We start from the raw sequence: 16,626 nt of genomic DNA on the forward strand, positions 1-16,626 counted from the left end.
TTTGCATCACTGTTCCTTATTTATGGTAGGCTTTGGAATAATCGTGAACAGCATCCACAAACACTTTTGGTGCGTTTTCAGGCACATCTTGATGGATACCATGTCCTAAATTAAACACATGCCCACTTCCTTCGCCAAAATCAGCTAAAATTGACCGCACTTCTTGTTCAATACGCTCTGCCGGTGCATAAAGTACACTTGGATCCATATTGCCTTGCAGGGCAACTTTATGTCCGACACGGGCTTTTGCTTCTGCGAGGTTTACTGTCCAATCTAAACCGATAGCATCACAACCGGTATCCGCTATTGCTTCAAGCCATAGTCCGCCACCTTTGGTAAAGAGTGTGACCGGCACAGCCCGTCCTTCACTTTCACGAATCAAACCATCAACGATTTTATGCATATATTGGAGAGAAAAATCCAAATATTCACGATGACCCAATACGCCGCCCCAGGTATCAAAAACCATCACCGATTGTGCTCCGGCTTTAATTTGAGCATTAAGGTAAAGAATCACTGCATCCGCCAATTTATCCAATAATAAATGCAATGTTTGTGACTCCGCATACATCATTTTTTTAATTTTAGTGAAGGTTTTGCTCCCCCCGCCTTCTACCATATAAGTGGCAAGCGTCCATGGGCTACCGGAAAAGCCGATGAGCGGAACTTCGCCTTTGAGTTCTCGGCGAATGGTACGTACCGCATTCATCACATATTGTAGTTCTTGCTCCGGATCGGGAATAGGAAGATTTTCCACCGCACTTTTACTTTCAATCGGTCTGGCAAATTTCGGACCTTCGCCAGCGCCAAAGCTTAATCCTAGGCCCATTGCATCCGGAATAGTTAAAATATCAGAGAATAAAATGGCCACATCTAAATCATAACGGCGAAGCGGTTGCAAGGTCACTTCACAGGCTAAATCCGCATGACGACAGAGAGACATAAAATCCCCAGCTTGGGCACGTGTGGCTTTATACTCAGGTAAATAACGTCCGGCTTGGCGCATCATCCACACCGGCGTGCAATCCACGGGTTGGCGCAATAGGGCTTTCAAGTAACGATCATTTTTTAGTGCTGACATTTAAATTTCCTTTTATTGTTATCTGCTGCTTCACAAAGCTCAAGCGTAGCATGAATTAATTTGCGTGCGATAGTACCTGTTGGTGGTAATTCTGGCAAGGGTTGATGATAAGAAAACCATTGTGCATCGTGAATTTCAGTTTCCTGTAATTGAATCTCGCCACCTTCATAATCAGCCAAAAATCCCACCATTTGTGAGTTAGGAAACGCCCAAGGTTGACTACCAAAATAACGAATATTATTTACCTCAATTCCCGTTTCCTCAAACACTTCACGGCGAACCGCTTGTTCAAAGGTTTCGCCTACTTCGACAAAACCGGCAAGTGTTGTATATATTCCACCACCGGGCTGATAATGACGCTTGTGATTAGCAAGTAAAATCTGAGTATCACGGCGTACTGCGACAATAATGGAAGGGTGAATGACAGGATAGGTGCGATAGCTACAATGAGTGCATTGCATGGCGAGTTCATCTTCCGTTTGTTGATTCAAATGACCACACTTGCCACAAAATTGATGGTTTTTTAGAAAATGATTAATTTCTACCCCACGACTTAACAAATAAAATTTTTCTTCCGGCAAAAAAAGCTGAGTGCGTAAATTCACATACTCACGTTGTTCATCATTCTGTTCTTCAATAAGCCATAGTGGTGATTCATTCCACTCGCCTATTATCATTCCCTTTAAACCGACAAATCCAAGTGATGAGGCTGTTCCATAAGGCAATTCACCATGAATTAAATATAAATGGCTCCCCTGTGTGAGGAGCCAATAACCCGAATCATTTGACTCAATATGGCGCATAAAATCCTCTGTAAAAACGACCGCACTTTGAATGATAATACGCCATATAGTAGCTGAAAACCACTCGATTTTCTCTAAATATAATAATCTAAATCCACGCTCATTTTCGCTTGTAATAAAAATTGCTTGGTTCTCGCTTTCTGAGGACAAGTAAAAAATAACTCGGCACTATTTTGTTCCACAATATTGCCTTCAGCCATTAAAATCACACGATCTGCCACCTCCTTGGCAAAATTCAATTCGTGCGTCACAATAATCATCGTCCAACCTTCCTGTGCCAGTAATTTTAGCGCTTGTAATACTTCACCCACCAACTCGGGGTCAAGTGCAGAAGTCGGCTCATCCAACAAAATAAGATCGGGTTCAACCGCAAGAGCTCGTGCAATCCCAACCCTCTGTTGCTGACCACCGGAAAGTTGTGAGGGGAATAATGTTGCTTTGTCTTTAAGTCCCATCTTGTCTAACAAGACAAGAGCTTTTTCTCGAGCTTGTTCTTTTGTTCGTTTTTGAACAACAACCATTCCCTCCATCACATTTTCAAGTGCTGTTCGGTGGGGGAAAAGATTATATTGCTGAAAGACCATTGAAGAACGGCGACGTAATTTCAATTCATCCGATCTAGTGATTTTTTGGCTGAAATCAATGTTTAAGCTACTGTCCGTAAATGCCAATTTCCCTTGTTCCGGCCGTTCCAATAAATTTAAACAGCGTAAAAAAGTGGTCTTGCCTGAACCTGATGGGCCAAGGATTGCCACTACTTCGCCTTTTTTAATGTCAAAATCAATACCCTTTAATACTTGATGGCCATTGAAATTTTTATGAATATTTGTGACTTTTAACATAGCATTCCCTATAAATGACGTGATAGGTGCTTTTCCAAACGCATTTGCCCCATAGACAGGAGAAAACAAAAAATCCAATAGATCAAGGCTGCTTCACTGTAAATAAGAATAAATTCATAGTTTTCAGCCGTGATATTTTGTGCCACCCGAAATAACTCGGCAATCCAAACCAACGAGGCAAGAGAGGTATCTTTTACTGTACTGATAAAGGTGTTAGATAAGGAGGGCACAGAAATACGTAATGCCTGTGGCATAATAGTGCGAATAAAGGCTTGTGAATAATTCATACCAATCGCATAAGAGGCTTCCCACTGTCCTTTGGGAATGGCTAAAACAGAGGCTCTCACTGTTTCTGCGGCATAAGCACCAATATTAATAGAAAAGGCAATAATGGCTGTTGGGAAGGGGTCAAGCGTAATCCCGACTTCCGGTAAACCATAAAAGATAATAAATATTTGCACTAACATTGGTGTACCACGAATCATCGAAATATACACCCGACAAATGGCTTGTAAAATTTTAGTGGGAAAACTTGGGTGCGGAAGTGTGCAAATTACCGCCACAATAACAGCAATGAATAGTCCGCAAACAAAGGAAATGACCGCGAGGGGAATCGTATATACAATCGCAGCTTCCAACATAGGCAAAAACGAACTGATCACATAATCAGCCCGTTCTGCTGTCATAAATGGCAAGCTTGCTAACAAATTATTGAGTAATGTCATCACCAAACCATTTCGTTGAAAGTTGTTTTAATGTCCCGTCTTGACGAAGCTCTTCAAGAGCGTTATTCACTTTAGCGATAAGTTCTTCTTCGCCTTTTAGGAAAGCAAAACCCGTTGGAATTTTTTTATCACTTTCCACCGCAATTTTTAACCCCGCATTGGGTTGTTTTTTGAGATAATCCAGCACAGCTAATTTATCATTTACCGTGGCGTCCACCCGCCCTTGTTTTACCGCCTCAAGATTTTGTGCCAAGCTATCGACCGTAATAATAATCGCCCCTTGCTCACGGGCATCCTTACTCCAATTACTTGTCGCAGATTGTGCTGATTTTTTCCCTTTTAAATCTGAAAAGGTTTTAATGCTATCGTTATCGGCCCGAGTAACAATCACGCCGGCAGAATAATTATAAGGTGCGGAATAATCATATTTCTTTAACCGTTCAGGGCTAGGATTAGTTTGATTGGCAATCACATCAAACCGTTTGGCATTTAAACCGGCATACATTCCATCCCACGCCGTTTCTTTAAATTCAACTTTCCAACCTAATTTTTGGGCAATTCGCTCAATAATCTCTACATCAAAGCCCGTGAGTTTTCCGTCTTTATCGTGGAATGTAAAAGGAGCATAAGTTCCCTCCGTGCCAACTAACAATGTTTTGTTTTTTTCAACACGATCGGCAATTTCCCCCGCATGGGTCAAGGTTGAAAAAGTAAGACTCACCGCTAAAAGTGCGGTAGAAAAAAAAGATTTTTTCATCATAAGTTCCTCTTAGGTTATATGTTTTGCAATGATTTGGATTATAAAAGCCCCATTTAATAAAAAACAAGACGATTTATTTATGAGTTAGATGTTTTAGTTATAACACAAAATTTACCTCTTGATTCATTCTAAAAAAACAAACCGCACTTTAGCAAAAAATGGTGTGAAGTTAGGTATTAGTCTTCTTGAGCAAATCTCATATATTATTTCCTTTTAGTAAAATATCTTTCAATAAATCCAGTATTTATTCACTTTTCCGTAATCGTATAATACACGCCATCAACAGAACGATAAGTTCTATCAACAAACTTAAGGAGATTGATATGAAAAAAGTAGCGAATGTTTTCACAGCACCGGAAAAACACTGGGTGGGTAATGGTTTCCACGTGGCATCTATGTTTAGTTATAATGACAAAGATAAAAATCTTGATCCGTTTCTTTTAATGGATTACAACCCACCAAAATTTTTCCAAGGTGGCCGTCGTGATAATTCAGAATTTGATTTACGTGGCGTGGAAGAACATCCTCATCGTGGCTTTGAAACCGTTACCATTGCTTATCAAGGTGAAGTGTCTCACCGAGATTCTCACGGCGGTGGTGGAACCATAGGTACGGGCGATGTTCAATGGATGACGGCAGGTTCAGGTGTGATGCACGAAGAAATGCACTCAGAAAGATTCGCAAAAGAAGGCGGATTATTTGAAATGGTGCAACTTTGGGTAAATTTGCCGGCAAAAGATAAAATGACAACACCAAAATATCAAGCCATTAAATCAGCGGATATTCCGATTGTTAGCTTGCCGAATGAGGCAGGTTCTGTTCGGGTTATTGCCGGAGAATTGCTTGGTAAAAAAGGTTCGGCAAGCACATTCAGCCCAATTAATATGTGGGATACCACAATGAATGCGAATGCTACACACGCTTTTAGCGTGCCGGCAAGCCATAACGTCGTCATCCTCGTATTAGAGGGGACTATTCAAGTTGGGGGGGAGGCTATCGCTCGCCGTGGTGAGTTAGTCACATTCGAGCGTGGTGGCAGCAATGTCCTGATCGAAGCTAACAATGATGCCAAATTGTTAATTTTGACCGGTGAGCCACTTAATGAGCCAATTGTGGGTTATGGCCCGTTTGTGATGAATACCCGTGAGCAAATTATTGAAGCATTTAATGATGTGCGTGCCGGTAAATTTGGTCGATTAGACTAAACAAAAAGCCACCTGAAAGGGTGGTTTTTTTGTTGAGTATGCACACAGCTTACTTTGCACCTCACGTTTATTTTCCCCTCTACAGGAGGGATTTATTGCAATCCCTTCAAAAATAAATGAGTGATTCAATCATCATAAATTCAAAAAAATTTGTAAGAAATGAAACCATTCCTCGTCTAAAACAATATCGCTTCAATATTAAAGGAGGAATCTATAATGAAATTTTCAAAAATCTTTCTATTTTTGACCGCACTTTATGTGACAAGCCAATCAGTTTTGGCAGGAGAAAAAACCATACCAACGCAAAATACGGAGCAAAAAACCATGACTGAAAATCAACAAAATATTCGCGAAATTTATTTAGCCGGTGGCTGTTTTTGGGGTGTAGAGGCGTATATGGAACGCATTTACGGTGTGAAAGATGCGGTTTCAGGCTATGCCAATGGCAATACGGATAAAACCAGCTATACGCTTTTAGCCGTTACAGATCACGCTGAGGCGGTCAAAGTCACTTACGATGCAAACCAAATTTCACTGGATAAATTGCTGCAATATTATTTCAAAGTGATCGATCCAACCAGTGTGAATAAACAAGGCAATGACCGAGGACGACAATATCGTACGGGGATTTACTATCAAGATAGCGCAGACAAAACCGTAATCGACCGTGCGATTGCCACACTTCAAACGAAGTACAAAAATAAAATTCAAATCGAAGTACACCCCCTTAAAAACTACACAGAAGCAGAAGAATATCACCAAGATTATTTGAAAAAAAATCCCAATGGCTATTGCCATATCGACATTACACAGGCAGACGAACCGATGATTAACGAGAAAGATTACCCAAAACCAAGCGATGAAACTCTCAAAGCGACATTAACCCCATTGCAATATTCGGTGACTCAGAATAAGCACACGGAGCGTTCCTTCAGCAATGAATACTGGGATAACTTCCAGTCGGGCATTTATGTCGATGTCACAACCGGTGAACCGCTGTTTTCATCCAATGATAAATTTGAATCAGGCTGTGGCTGGCCGAGTTTCACTCACCCGATCGCCAAAGAGGTGGTGCATTATCAAACGGACAACAGCTTTAATATGCAACGCACTGAAGTGCTAAGTCGCAGTGGTAACGCTCATTTAGGGCATGTTTTTGATGACGGTCCGAAAGATAGAGGCGGTTTACGTTATTGCATCAACAGTGCCTCCATCAAATTTATACCTTTGGCTGAGATGGAAAAAGCCGGATATGGATATTTAGTGAAAACCATCAAAAAATAATGTGGGTAAGAGGTGTGCACGCCGTTTTCGCACCTTACAAAATATAAGGAAATAAAATAATGTTAGACCAACAACTTCTTATCGGTACAGTATTTTTAGCGGGAATCGCCTCTTTTCTTTCCCCTTGTATTTTTCCGATTATCCCGATTTATTTTGGTATTCTCAGTAAGGGAGGGAAAAAAGTCCTCAACACCTTTTTATTTATCTTAGGACTTTCACTTACCTTTGTGAGCCTCGGCTTTAGCTTTGGTTTTTTAGGGAATATTTTATTCAGTGACACGACCCGTGTGATTGCCGGTATTATCGTGATTATTCTCGGAATTCATCAACTTGGTATCGTTAAAATCGACTTGCTTGAACGCACTAAATTACTGGAAATCAAAACATCGGGAAAATCTACCGCACTTGAAGCCTTTGTGCTTGGTTTAACCTTTAGTCTTGGCTGGACGCCCTGTATTGGCCCAATACTCACCTCTGTTCTTGCGCTTTCTGGTGACGAAGGTTCGGCAATTTACGGTGCCTCTATGATGTTTGTTTATGTGCTCGGTTTGGCAACCCCTTTTATGCTGTTTTCATTCTTTTCCGATACTTTGCTTAAACGAACTAAAAGTTTAAATAAGCACCTAGATAAGTTCAAAATCGGTGGTGGAATTTTAATTATTGTGATGGGATGTTTACTCATCACCAATAACTTAGCCTAGCATTTGCTATGCAGGTTCTTAAACTAAGCCATATCGTAGTTTTAGAAAACCATCAATATGACTTGAATTGAATAACCCGCCCCCTTGGTATAACAAAACAAAAAGGAAAAAATAAATGAAAAAATTACTCTCAATCTTATTAATGGTGTTTAGCTTTCAGGCTTTTGCAACAACCAACTTGGCGGACATTCCCCTCAAGGATTTAAACAATCAACCTATTACGCTTGAGCAATACAAAGGTAAACCTGTATATATCAAAATGTGGGCATCATGGTGTCCTATCTGTTTAGCCGGTTTAGCCGAAATTGACGATGTTAGTGCGGAGCAACATCAAAATTTTGAAATCATTACGATCGTTTCCCCCTCTCATAAAGGAGAGAAAGCAACGGCAGATTTCATTGAATGGTACAAAGGTTTAGAATACAAAAATATTACGGTGCTACTTGATGAAAAAGGGGAAATGATTGATCGTGTTCGGGTGCGTGGTTACCCCTTTAATGTGTTTTTAGAGGCGGATTTAAATGTCAAAAAAACCATACCGGGGCATATAAATGTAGAGAAAATTCAACAATTTGTCGAACAATAATCTTAAAAGTGCGGTTATTTTTATAGTCGTTTTCCGTCATAAAAAATGCGGCTTATTTCTAGCCGCATTTTCTCCTTAATATACTAATATTATGGCTCAGTTATAAACCTGACTTCAGGTTTATTTGTAGGGATGCGCGAGCCTTCCAAAATTAGGCTTCAATGCCTTCAAACAATGCCGTGCTAAGGTAGCGTTCTGAGGCAGAGGGAAGAATAACCACAATCAGTTTGTCCTTAAATTCCGATAACCTTGCAATACGGTCGGCAACAGCAACTGCTGCTCCGGAAGATATTCCCGCTAAAATGCCCTCTTCTGCCATCAAACGGCGGGCAGTCGCGATAGCCGTTTCACTATCCACCGTTTCGACACGATCAATTAAGGACAAATCTAAATTTTTCGGTACAAATCCGGCACCGATACCTTGAATTTTATGTGGACCCGGTTTGACTTCTTCACCGGCTAAGGTTTGAGTAATGACAGGGGATTCACTTGGTTCAACCACCACAGAGGTAATCGCCTTACCAAAATCCAGTTTAATTGCACGAGAAACACCTGTGATTGTCCCTCCAGTGCCGGCTCCGGCAACGACCACATCCACTTTGCCTTCCGTATCATTCCAAATTTCTTTACCGGTTGTTTCACGGTGAATTTGTGGGTTAGCCGGATTTTCAAATTGTTTCAACATCACATAGCGATTCGGATCAGAAGCGACAATTTCTTCGGCTTTGGCAATGGCACCTTTCATTCCTTTTGCGCCTTCGGTCAGCACAAGGTTCACGCCCAAACCACGCAACAAACGTTTACGCTCTAAACTCATGGTTTCCGGCATAGTAAGGGTGATTTTATACCCCCTTGCTGCAGCGACATAAGCAAGTGCAATACCGGTATTACCACTGGTGGCATCCACAATTTCTTTGTTTTTAGTCAGAATACCATCTTTTTCTGCCTGCCATACCATATTCGCCCCAATGCGACATTTCACGCTGAAACTCGGGTTTCTCCCCTCAATTTTTGCGACCACATTGCCGTGACCAAAATTTTTTAAGCGTACCAACGGTGTGTTACCAATACTATAAGAATTATCTGCATGAATTGTCATATTTCTCCCCTATGAAGATGATTGAATATTACCGATAACGCAGTTATAACACTGATATTGACACGACAAAAATAGTTATTTGATCTATTTTATAACTAAATGCTATTTCACAATTTGGTTATTGTTTGTACCAACATCCGTTCCCTTAGTACAGGTCGTTACCTCTGTCGAAGGATTGCCTCGGCGATAATCAAAATTCATATCAAAGCGTAAACGATCGCGATAATTTTCAACCCACATTACCGTCGCACCACATACTGCAACAGGAATAATCACTAAATTCACAACAGGTAAAAACGTACAACAAGTAATTAAGCTCCCAAAGGTGAGATTTTGTGAGCGTTGTTCCCCCAAGGCGTTTTTCATCACATTAAATGAAATCTTATGGTTATCAAAAGGATAGTCACAATATTGAATTGCCATCATCCAAGCTGTGAATAAAAACGTTAAAACCGGCACAATAGTTTGCCCGACAATGGGAATAAACCCCAATAAAAACAAGCCGACAATTTTGGGCAAGCTATACCACAATTTTTGCCATTCTCGGTGTAGCATTCGTGGTACATCTTTCATGACATCCAGCCAATTATCATCGTTAATAGGTTCACCGGTTAGCATTTTTTCCAATTTTTCTGACAATAACCCGTTAAAAGGTGCGGCGATAAATCCGGATAAAGTCGTGAAAGTGAAATAAAACAATAACAGAATCATTCCAATAGAAAGCACCAGCAAAATGATACTCAAAAAGCCGAGCCAGTCCGGAACAAAACTCATCAACCAATCAATCATGGTACTAATTTGTGAAATAAACAGCCAAAATAACCCCGTGAGTAAAACCACATTCAATAGAATAGGCATGATGACAAAACGGCGTAGCCCTTTTTGAGTAATAAAATGCCAGCCCATCACAAAATAATGAAAGCCGGATTTAATTTCTTGTTGATTAATCATTCTTTTTCCTTCTTTGAAACTATATTCATAATAGTTGATAAGTGCGGTCAAGTTGGACTATATTTTTGCTATGAAATTCCCCCCGAATGCCCTGTTTTTTCAGCTTTTAAAATATGGTAGCATTAGTGCAATTTTATTGCCTATAAGGAGCAAAAATGGATCTTAATACAATCTTGATTATTTTAGGTGTCGTGGCACTTATTGCCCTTATCGCACACGGATTATGGTCAAATCGCCGTGAGAAATCAAAGTATTTTAAAAACGCAGCCACTTTTAACCGCACTTTCTCGCAAGATCAACAAACGCAGTCAGAACAAAGCACTTCTGAATCCGTATCGGTTTCAGATTCCAACCCGCCCACCTCTGTGACATCGACACAATCATCTTTTGATTATCATCAACCCGTGTCGCAAGTAGATTATCGTGAAACCGAACGCACGGTAGATGATATAAAAATATCTATTCCTCATACCGTCACACAGGAACGTGAGCCGGTTCGTATGGAATACAATATGAAACCGACACAGACACAAACTCCCCCCAATCCTGCTACGATGACACTTGAACAATTGGAATCACAAAACAGTGAACTTGAGAGAATTAATTCCTCCTCGCCTGAATTACGTGAACAACTTTCACAAATGTCACGGGGGGAATTAGATGAAATAAAACCAACCGTACATTTTAATGAAGTACGCCAACCTGAAGCAGAGGTGAAAAAACAAACCTCGGGCTATATTCAACTTTATGTTATTTCGCCACAACATCGTGAATTTCACGGTTCACGTTTAATTCAATCTCTTGAAAACTTAGGCTTTATTTTTGGTAAGCATAATATGTATCACCGCCATTTTGATTTAAGCGTAGCAAGCCCTATCCTATTTAGTGTTGCTAATGTACAAGATGAAGGTGGCTTTGATCCATATAGTGGGGATTTTCGAACTATTGGCGTAACATTGTTTATGAAATTACCTTCCCCCGGCAATGATCTTGCCAATCTTAAATTGATGATTCGTGCGGCTAAAACTCTCGCAGAAGATTTAGGCGGTTCGGTGCTTACCGAAGATGAACACATCTTTGATGATGACCAAGAGCAACATTATCTTGCACGAGTATAAAACCCATTAATATTCAACCGCACTTTAGTTTCTGGCGAACACTGAGTTCGCCTTTATTGTTCAATAGATTTAAAAGTGCGGTCATTTTTTATCGAGAATTTTATGACTGACATCCAAACTCAACTTCAAATCTTACGTAAAACACTCCGTCAATACGAGTATGAATACCATGTTTTAGATAATCCCAGTGTACCGGATAGTGAGTATGATCGTCTTTTCCACCAGCTCAAAGCTCTAGAGTTGGAACATCCTGAATTTGTCACATCAGATTCCCCGACCCAACGAGTAGGCGCAAAGCCACTATCTGGCTTCAGCCAAATCCGTCATGAGATTCCCATGCTTTCTCTTGATAATGCCTTTTCTGATGAAGAATTTAATGCTTTTGTTAAGCGTATTGAAGATCGTTTAACTGTTTTGCCTAACCCCCTCACTTTTTGTTGTGAACCTAAACTGGACGGGCTTGCGGTGAGTATTTTGTATGTAAATGGCGTATTAACTCAAGCTGCAACCCGTGGCGATGGCACAACCGGCGAGGATATTACGGCGAATATTCGTACCATTCGCAATATTCCATTGCAATTATTAATGGATAATCCACCGACCCGCTTAGAAATTCGGGGTGAAGTTTTTATGCCCCACACAGGGTTTGAACGTCTGAATGAACAGGCACTAGCCCATGGTGAGAAAACCTTTGCCAACCCACGTAATGCAGCGGCAGGCTCGCTACGTCAGCTTGATCCGAAAATCACCAGCAAACGCCCGCTTGTATTGAATGCTTATAGTGTTGGCATTGCCGAAGGCGTAGATTTACCGGCCACCCATTATGAACGTTTACAATGGCTGAAATCAATTGGTATTCCGGTAAATCCGGAAATCCGTCTTTGCCATGATATTGAAGAGGTACTGGCGTTTTATCACGCTATGCAAAATAAACGTCGTAACCTTGGCTATGATATTGACGGTACCGTATTGAAAATTAATGATATCGCTCTGCAAAACGAACTCGGCTTTATTTCCAAAGCCCCCCGTTGGGCGATTGCCTATAAATTCCCTGCACAAGAGGAATTAACGATATTAAAAGATGTGGAATTCCAAGTGGGGCGTACGGGGGCCATTACACCGGTGGCAAAACTTGAACCGGTATTTGTCGCAGGCGTTACTGTGAGTAATGCCACCTTACACAATGGTGATGAAATTGCCCGTTTGGATATTGCCATTGGCGATACCGTGGTTGTTCGCCGTGCCGGCGATGTGATTCCGCAAATTATTGGTGTTTTGCGTGAACGCCGTCCTGAAAATGCCAAAGCGATTATGTTCCCGACACATTGCCCTGTGTGTGATTCGCAGATTATTCGTATTGAAGGCGAAGCCGTGGCACGCTGTACCGGCGGATTATTCTGCGAAGCACAACGGAAGGAAGCCTTAAAACATTTTGTTTCACGCAAAGCGATGGATATTGATGGCGTAGGCGGTAAATTAATAGAACAGCTGGTGGATCGTGAGCTGATTCATACCCCTGCGGATTTATTTAAACTTGAGCTCACCACATTAACCCGCTTAGAGCGTATGGGGAAAAAATCGGCAGAAAATGCCTTAAACAGCTTAGAAAAAGCCAAACATACCACCCTCGCCCGCTTTATTTTTGCTTTAGGGATTCGTGAAGTGGGTGAAGCCACAGCATTAAATTTAGCCAATCATTTTAAAACCCTTGAGGCGTTACAACATGCTGATTTTGAACAACTCCAACAAGTGCCGGATGTGGGGGAAGTGGTGGCGAACCGCATTTTGGCATTCTGGCGTGAACCCCATAATGTAGAAGTGGTGAGGGATCTACTTACACAAGGTGTACATTGGGAAACGGTAGAAGCCAAAGAAGTGCAAGACAACCCATTCAAAGGCAAAACCATCGTTCTCACAGGCACACTCACCCAAATGGGACGCAACGAAGCCAAAGCCTTACTACAAGAAATGGGCGCAAAAGTCAGTGGATCTGTTTCCGCCAAAACGGATTTTGTGATTGCCGGTGATGCAGCCGGTTCAAAACTGACTAAGGCGCAGGAATTGGGCGTATCGATACTGATGGAAGAGGAATTTCTGGCACAGATTTAGTGCTTAACCGAGAAAATCTAGCTCTAAATTTTACTTAAAAAATACCGCACTTTGTCCTGATGGTAAAGTGCGGTATTTTTCTCATTTTGGCTAATTGGGCTCATAAAAGAGTTGCATATTATAACTGACAATAATTTGCCCGACTGAATTTTCACTGAAGGTGATTATATAAGGTCGCGAACCTTTATCAGTTACTAAGTTTGCACGGCAAACTAATTGCTTACTATCCCTTTAAGGGTTTCAACATTTTTATATCGACAATCTCCTAAGGCTGGGACGGAGCGATCGTTTCAGTCGGTATAACCGGTGAATCTGCGACACTCAGTACTGAAGAAAATGTAAAAGTGATTGAGAAGACCGTGGAACCGGCAAACGGTCGTATTCCTGTTATTGCCGAAACAGGTACTAATGCCACCGGTGATGAAGCCATTGTGATGATGAAATTATTACGTGATAGCGGAGTACACCTGAATATTGGTTTTATTTTAGGGTTAGGCGTGATAGACTGTGCGTCCAAATTTATTTAGCAGCGTTAATATTAAGGAAACATTATGGCAAAAATTCTCGTGATTTCTGCACACCAAAATCTTGAACAATCTGTCAGTAATAGCCTCATTTTAAGTGCCTTAGAACAACATTTTGGCGATAAAATTAGCGTTCGCCGTCTATCTAGCCTCTACCCTGATTTCAATATTGATATTACCGCAGAGCAAGCTGCCTTAGTGGAAGCTGATATTGTTGTATTCCAATACCCAACTTTTTGGTTTAATACTCCAGCTATTTTGAAAAAATGGCTAGATGATGTGTGGACTTATGGGTTCGCTTACGGTACCGGTGGTGATAAATTACACGGCAAAAAACTTTTCGTTTCCACATCAACAGGCTCTCCGGCCCAAACCTATGACGGTAAAATTGAACCATTAATTGAGGATTTGGTAAAACCGGTTGAAGCCTCTGCCCTTTATTCAGGTTTTGAATGGCACGGTGTAGAAGCCTTATATGGTCAACTTTATATTCCGGGTTTACACGGTGAAGAAGATTTAGCCCGTGTTCAAAATAATGCTCGTGAACATGCAGGCAAAGTGATTGCTAAAATTGAAAAGTTACTATAATTAATTTTTAATGAATGTTTATCTGAAAAAGTGCGGTCATTTTTGACCGCATTTTGCTTTCCGAGTATCACACTATTCCGCTTTCACACCAAGATTACCAATTTTTACGCCAAGTACACCAAGGGAGACGGCATCTAAATAATCTCCCAAAAACTTAAATAGTTCATTTAATTCGGTGAATGAGCGTTGGATTTTAACTTGGTCTTCAACTCTTCGCACAAATTCATAGCGAATCCCATTTTCTTCAAAGTGCGCAGTAAGGGTTAAATAAACGGTTTCAAAAAAATGGCTATGTGCGCCTTCTTCACCCGGATCACTAATACGTACGTTCCATGTTGTATTGAATAATGTTTCTGTTTTATTTGACATTTTTACCTCACATTGCATTTTTTACTTAAGAAAAACCCGATTATAAAGTTTCTGAAATCAAAAAATTTATAATCGGGCTTTTCAAAAAATGTCCCTACGTGTTTTGCTTTTCGTTGGTAGCTGCCTTTTCCTTTACGTTTTTTCTCAATACGCTGGCGGAATAATTTATCATGTAATAATGCCATGATCGCATTATCCCTTACCGAGCCTCTCATGTGCTGATAAACGGTTTGATTTTCAACCGCACTTTTTTGTTTTTTTGCCATAATTTTTTCCTTAAAAAAGCCGTGAAGACATTTCCACGGCGGTGGTATTATACGGATAAACCTTAAAATTACAAAATTTCAAGCACACTCTCAGGTGGCCGTCCAATTTTTGCTTTGTCGCCATTCACCACAATAGGCCGTTCAAGTAAAGCGGAATGCTCACTGATTGCATTCAATAGTTCTTCATTCGTCAATGCCGAATCCGCAAGATTTAGCGAACGATAAAGTTCATCTTTCACTCTCATCATCAAGCGAATATCCGTGATAGCTAATTTTTCTGCAAGTTGTTGTAATTCTGTAACGGTATATTGTTTTTGCAAATAAAGCTCAATGTTCGGATGAATACCTTTTTCCTCTAGTAACGCCAAGGTTTCTCGGCTTTTGGAACAACGAGGATTATGATAAATAATAACAGACATAGAATTTCCTTTAGCTAGCTATAACTGGAGGAAATTTTAACTTATAATGGCGAAAAATGCTCTCGGGGATGTTGTAATTATGTTAGAAATGTTGAAAAGCTGGTATGCACGCCGTTTAGGCGATCCACAGGCTATGGGGTTATTGGCAATTTTACTTTTTGGTTTTATTGCTATTTATTTTTTCGGTGATTTAATCGCCCCCTTGCTTATCGCTATTGTGCTTGCTTATTTATTAGAAATGCCAATCCATTTTCTAACAAGCAATCTAAAACTACCACGTATGTTAGCCACGATTGTTATTTTTGGTGGGTTTATTGGTTTAGCAACGGTGTTCTTCTTGGTTCTTGTCCCGATGCTTTGGAATCAAACGATTTCCCTACTGAGTGATTTACCGGCTATGTTTAATAAACTTAATGAATGGCTACTTAGCTTACCGGAAGATTATCCTGAACTCATTGATTACTCCATGGTAGATGCGATTTTTAATTCTGTACGGGAAAAAATTCTCGGCTTTGGGGAATCCGCAGTCAAACTTTCTCTCGCTTCGATTATGAACCTCGTCTCACTTGGCATTTACGCTTTCCTTGTTCCATTAATGATGTTTTTTATGTTGAAAGATAAGGGTGAGCTTTTACAAGGCGTGAGCCGTTTTTTACCCCGCAACCGCCATCTTGCTTTCAAAGTATGGACAGAAATGCAACAACAAATTGCCAATTACATTCATGGAAAACTCTTAGAAATTTTAATTGTCACCTTGGTCACTTACGTAATTTTCTTAATCTTCGGATTAAATTATCCACTCTTGCTATCCGTTGCGGTTGGGCTTTCAGTCCTCGTTCCTTACATTGGTGCGGTGCTTGTGACCATTCCTGTTGCGCTTGTTGCGTTGTTCCAATTCGGCATTAGTCCGACCTTTTGGTATATCATCATCGCTTTTGCTGTGAGCCAATTATTAGACGGAAATTTATTAGTCCCTTATTTATTCTCTGAAGCGGTAAATTTACACCCACTCATCATCATTATTGCTGTCCTCATTTTCGGTGGGTTATGGGGATTCTGGGGGGTATTTTTTGCAATCCCACTTGCGACTCTCGTGAAAGCCGTGATAAATGCCTTACCGGAAGATGAAATAGAAAAGGGCTAGCTCACTGTGTTCCTCTTAAAACACACAAAAAAATAACCGCACTTTTAAAGTG

Annotated in this window: 18 protein-coding genes and 1 pseudogene; 9 read left to right on the forward strand and 10 right to left on the reverse strand. The window is 40.6% G+C overall.

Features of this window, described 5'->3' with window-relative positions:
- Positions 1–16 precede the first annotated feature (16 nt).
- The 5 genes from hemE to BKK54_RS07545 form a co-directional block, all read right to left on the reverse strand.
- Positions 17–1,081 carry a uroporphyrinogen decarboxylase gene (gene hemE, locus BKK54_RS07525; protein ID WP_077542486.1) on the reverse strand — a complete coding sequence of 355 codons (1,065 nt, stop codon included), beginning with the start codon at positions 1,079–1,081 and terminating at the stop codon, positions 17–19.
- The gene (nudC, locus tag BKK54_RS07530; RefSeq protein WP_077542487.1) at positions 1,069–1,884 is read right to left on the reverse strand and encodes an NAD(+) diphosphatase; all 816 of its coding nucleotides are present in this window, start codon (positions 1,882–1,884) and stop codon (positions 1,069–1,071) included. Before nudC ends, hemE begins: the two co-directional genes overlap by 13 nt.
- A gap of 74 nt (positions 1,885–1,958) precedes the next feature.
- Positions 1,959–2,726, reverse strand: a complete 768-nt coding sequence (locus BKK54_RS07535; protein WP_077542488.1) for an amino acid ABC transporter ATP-binding protein — start codon at positions 2,724–2,726, stop codon at positions 1,959–1,961.
- Between the two features lie 8 nt (positions 2,727–2,734).
- The gene (locus BKK54_RS07540) at positions 2,735–3,451 is read right to left on the reverse strand and encodes an amino acid ABC transporter permease (protein WP_077542489.1); all 717 of its coding nucleotides are present in this window, start codon (positions 3,449–3,451) and stop codon (positions 2,735–2,737) included.
- Positions 3,435–4,208, reverse strand: coding sequence for an amino acid ABC transporter substrate-binding protein (locus tag BKK54_RS07545; protein ID WP_077542490.1), 774 nt, complete (start codon positions 4,206–4,208; stop codon positions 3,435–3,437). Before BKK54_RS07545 ends, BKK54_RS07540 begins: the two co-directional genes overlap by 17 nt.
- A gap of 326 nt (positions 4,209–4,534) precedes the next feature.
- Here BKK54_RS07545 and BKK54_RS07550 point away from each other — a divergent pair, with 326 nt between their 5' ends.
- The 4 genes from BKK54_RS07550 (at position 4,535) to BKK54_RS07565 (ending at position 7,987) form a co-directional block, all read left to right on the forward strand.
- Positions 4,535–5,416 (forward strand): pirin family protein, encoded by an 882-nt coding sequence (locus BKK54_RS07550; RefSeq protein ID WP_077542491.1) that lies wholly within the window; start codon positions 4,535–4,537, stop codon positions 5,414–5,416.
- 216 nt (positions 5,417–5,632) lie between these two features.
- Positions 5,633–6,700, forward strand: coding sequence for a bifunctional peptide-methionine (S)-S-oxide reductase MsrA/peptide-methionine (R)-S-oxide reductase MsrB (msrAB, locus tag BKK54_RS07555; RefSeq protein ID WP_077542492.1), 1,068 nt, complete (start codon positions 5,633–5,635; stop codon positions 6,698–6,700).
- 59 nt (positions 6,701–6,759) lie between these two features.
- Positions 6,760–7,401 carry a cytochrome c biogenesis protein CcdA gene (locus tag BKK54_RS07560; protein ID WP_077542493.1) on the forward strand — a complete coding sequence of 214 codons (642 nt, stop codon included), beginning with the start codon at positions 6,760–6,762 and terminating at the stop codon, positions 7,399–7,401.
- A gap of 115 nt (positions 7,402–7,516) precedes the next feature.
- Positions 7,517–7,987, forward strand: a complete 471-nt coding sequence (locus BKK54_RS07565) for a redoxin domain-containing protein (protein WP_077542494.1) — start codon at positions 7,517–7,519, stop codon at positions 7,985–7,987.
- Positions 7,988–8,138: 151 nt separating this feature from the next.
- Here BKK54_RS07565 and cysK read toward each other — a convergent pair whose 3' ends face one another.
- Complete coding sequence (cysK, locus tag BKK54_RS07570; RefSeq protein ID WP_077542495.1) at positions 8,139–9,086, reverse strand: cysteine synthase A; 948 nt, start codon at positions 9,084–9,086, stop codon at positions 8,139–8,141.
- A 102-nt stretch (positions 9,087–9,188) separates the two neighbouring features.
- Positions 9,189–10,037 (reverse strand): sulfate transporter CysZ, encoded by an 849-nt coding sequence (gene cysZ / locus BKK54_RS07575; protein WP_077542496.1) that lies wholly within the window; start codon positions 10,035–10,037, stop codon positions 9,189–9,191.
- A gap of 155 nt (positions 10,038–10,192) precedes the next feature.
- Here cysZ and zipA point away from each other — a divergent pair, with 155 nt between their 5' ends.
- From zipA to BKK54_RS07595, 4 genes and pseudogenes are all read left to right on the forward strand, one after another.
- Positions 10,193–11,155: a cell division protein ZipA gene (gene zipA, locus BKK54_RS07580; protein WP_077542497.1), complete on the forward strand. Its 963-nt coding sequence runs from the start codon at positions 10,193–10,195 to the stop codon at positions 11,153–11,155.
- A 102-nt stretch (positions 11,156–11,257) separates the two neighbouring features.
- Positions 11,258–13,264 carry an NAD-dependent DNA ligase LigA gene (gene ligA, locus BKK54_RS07585; protein WP_077542498.1) on the forward strand — a complete coding sequence of 669 codons (2,007 nt, stop codon included), beginning with the start codon at positions 11,258–11,260 and terminating at the stop codon, positions 13,262–13,264.
- Between the two features lie 281 nt (positions 13,265–13,545).
- Positions 13,546–13,728 (forward strand): annotated as a pseudogene (locus BKK54_RS07590) (dihydrodipicolinate synthase family protein); the annotation flags it as partial.
- 87 nt (positions 13,729–13,815) lie between these two features.
- Complete coding sequence (locus BKK54_RS07595) at positions 13,816–14,376, forward strand: NAD(P)H-dependent oxidoreductase (protein WP_077542499.1); 561 nt, start codon at positions 13,816–13,818, stop codon at positions 14,374–14,376.
- A gap of 72 nt (positions 14,377–14,448) precedes the next feature.
- On the opposite strand, the gene BKK54_RS07600 is transcribed toward BKK54_RS07595, so the two are convergent.
- The 3 genes from BKK54_RS07600 to arsC form a co-directional block, all read right to left on the reverse strand.
- On the reverse strand, positions 14,449–14,745 hold the full coding sequence (locus BKK54_RS07600) for a DUF5377 family protein (protein WP_077542500.1): 297 nt from the start codon (positions 14,743–14,745) through the stop codon (positions 14,449–14,451).
- Between the two features lie 2 nt (positions 14,746–14,747).
- Positions 14,748–15,011 carry an alternative ribosome-rescue factor A gene (locus tag BKK54_RS07605; RefSeq protein ID WP_077542501.1) on the reverse strand — a complete coding sequence of 88 codons (264 nt, stop codon included), beginning with the start codon at positions 15,009–15,011 and terminating at the stop codon, positions 14,748–14,750.
- 68 nt (positions 15,012–15,079) lie between these two features.
- Entirely contained in the window at positions 15,080–15,430 is a 351-nt protein-coding gene (arsC, locus tag BKK54_RS07610) for an arsenate reductase (glutaredoxin) (protein WP_077542502.1), read from the reverse strand.
- A 79-nt stretch (positions 15,431–15,509) separates the two neighbouring features.
- On the opposite strand from arsC, the gene BKK54_RS07615 reads away from it, so the two are divergent.
- Positions 15,510–16,574 (forward strand): AI-2E family transporter, encoded by a 1,065-nt coding sequence (locus BKK54_RS07615; RefSeq protein WP_077542595.1) that lies wholly within the window; start codon positions 15,510–15,512, stop codon positions 16,572–16,574.
- Positions 16,575–16,626: the final 52 nt, after the last annotated feature.

Source organism: Rodentibacter genomosp. 1 (assembly GCF_001999285.1).
Classification (GTDB): Bacteria; Pseudomonadota; Gammaproteobacteria; order Enterobacterales; family Pasteurellaceae; genus Rodentibacter.

Coding starts and splice junctions, on each gene's coding strand:
- hemE (WP_077542486.1), bottom strand. CDS start 1,081: ATGTCAGCACTAAAAAATGATCGTTACTTGAAAGCCCTATTGCGCCAA.
- nudC (WP_077542487.1), bottom strand. CDS start 1,884: ATGCGCCATATTGAGTCAAATGATTCGGGTTATTGGCTCCTCACACAG.
- BKK54_RS07535 (WP_077542488.1), bottom strand. CDS start 2,726: ATGTTAAAAGTCACAAATATTCATAAAAATTTCAATGGCCATCAAGTA.
- BKK54_RS07540 (WP_077542489.1), bottom strand. CDS start 3,451: ATGACATTACTCAATAATTTGTTAGCAAGCTTGCCATTTATGACAGCA.
- BKK54_RS07545 (WP_077542490.1), bottom strand. CDS start 4,208: ATGAAAAAATCTTTTTTTTCTACCGCACTTTTAGCGGTGAGTCTTACT.
- BKK54_RS07550 (WP_077542491.1), top strand. CDS start 4,535: ATGAAAAAAGTAGCGAATGTTTTCACAGCACCGGAAAAACACTGGGTG.
- msrAB (WP_077542492.1), top strand. CDS start 5,633: ATGAAATTTTCAAAAATCTTTCTATTTTTGACCGCACTTTATGTGACA.
- BKK54_RS07560 (WP_077542493.1), top strand. CDS start 6,760: ATGTTAGACCAACAACTTCTTATCGGTACAGTATTTTTAGCGGGAATC.
- BKK54_RS07565 (WP_077542494.1), top strand. CDS start 7,517: ATGAAAAAATTACTCTCAATCTTATTAATGGTGTTTAGCTTTCAGGCT.
- cysK (WP_077542495.1), bottom strand. CDS start 9,086: ATGACAATTCATGCAGATAATTCTTATAGTATTGGTAACACACCGTTG.
- cysZ (WP_077542496.1), bottom strand. CDS start 10,037: ATGATTAATCAACAAGAAATTAAATCCGGCTTTCATTATTTTGTGATG.
- zipA (WP_077542497.1), top strand. CDS start 10,193: ATGGATCTTAATACAATCTTGATTATTTTAGGTGTCGTGGCACTTATT.
- ligA (WP_077542498.1), top strand. CDS start 11,258: ATGACTGACATCCAAACTCAACTTCAAATCTTACGTAAAACACTCCGT.
- BKK54_RS07595 (WP_077542499.1), top strand. CDS start 13,816: ATGGCAAAAATTCTCGTGATTTCTGCACACCAAAATCTTGAACAATCT.
- BKK54_RS07600 (WP_077542500.1), bottom strand. CDS start 14,745: ATGTCAAATAAAACAGAAACATTATTCAATACAACATGGAACGTACGT.
- BKK54_RS07605 (WP_077542501.1), bottom strand. CDS start 15,011: ATGGCAAAAAAACAAAAAAGTGCGGTTGAAAATCAAACCGTTTATCAG.
- arsC (WP_077542502.1), bottom strand. CDS start 15,430: ATGTCTGTTATTATTTATCATAATCCTCGTTGTTCCAAAAGCCGAGAA.
- BKK54_RS07615 (WP_077542595.1), top strand. CDS start 15,510: ATGTTAGAAATGTTGAAAAGCTGGTATGCACGCCGTTTAGGCGATCCA.